The sequence below is a fragment of the Saccharothrix sp. NRRL B-16348 genome, from assembly GCF_001280085.1.
Lineage (GTDB): Bacteria > Actinomycetota > Actinomycetes > Mycobacteriales > Pseudonocardiaceae > Actinosynnema.
On the sequence record NZ_LGED01000084.1, the window covers coordinates 1 to 690 of the forward strand.

The window sequence follows — 690 nt, forward strand, 5'->3', positions numbered from 1 at the left end:
CTAGTGTCCTGCGCCAGGAATTCGATCAAGATATGAGGCGAGGCGTTCGAGGATCTCGTCCGCGTCCTTGGTCCAGACGAAGGGCTTGGGGTCTTCGTTCCAGGTCTTGATCCAGTCGCGGATGTCGTTCTCCAGGGCGCGCAGGGACTTGTGGGCGGCGCGGCGTAGTCGTTTGTCGGTGAGCAGGCCGAACCACCGCTCGACCTGGTTGAGCCAGGAGGAGTAGGTGGGGGTGAAGTGCATGTGGAAGCGCGGGTGGGCTTCCAGCCACTTCCGGACGGTGGGGTGTTTGTGGGTGCCGTAGTTGTCGCAGATCAGGTGCACGTCCAGGTCCGCGGGCACTTCCTTGTCCAGTTTGGCGAGGAACTTCTTGAACTCCACCGCCCGGTGGCGGCGGTGGATCGAGCCGATCACCTCGCCGGTGGCGATGTCGAGCGCGGCGAACAGGGTGGTGATGCCGTGCCGGATGTAGTCGTGGGTGCGACGTTCGGGCAGGCCCGGCATCATCGGCAGTGTCGGCGCCGACCGGTCCAGCGCCTGGATCTGCGACTTCTCGTCCACACACAGCACCAGGGCCTTCTCCGGCGGGTGCAGATAGAGCCCGACCACGTCGCGGACCTTGTCCACGAACTGCGGATCGTTGGACAGCTTGAACGTGTCGACCTGGTGCGGCTTGAGGTTGAACGCCTT

1 protein-coding gene is annotated in these 690 nt (G+C 64.1%); it reads right to left on the reverse strand.

What is annotated here, in order from left to right; all coding sequences use genetic code 11:
* The coding region (locus tag ADK67_RS10365) for an IS630 family transposase (RefSeq protein ID WP_157620085.1) at positions 1 to 690 on the reverse strand (690 nt) is incomplete at its 5' end.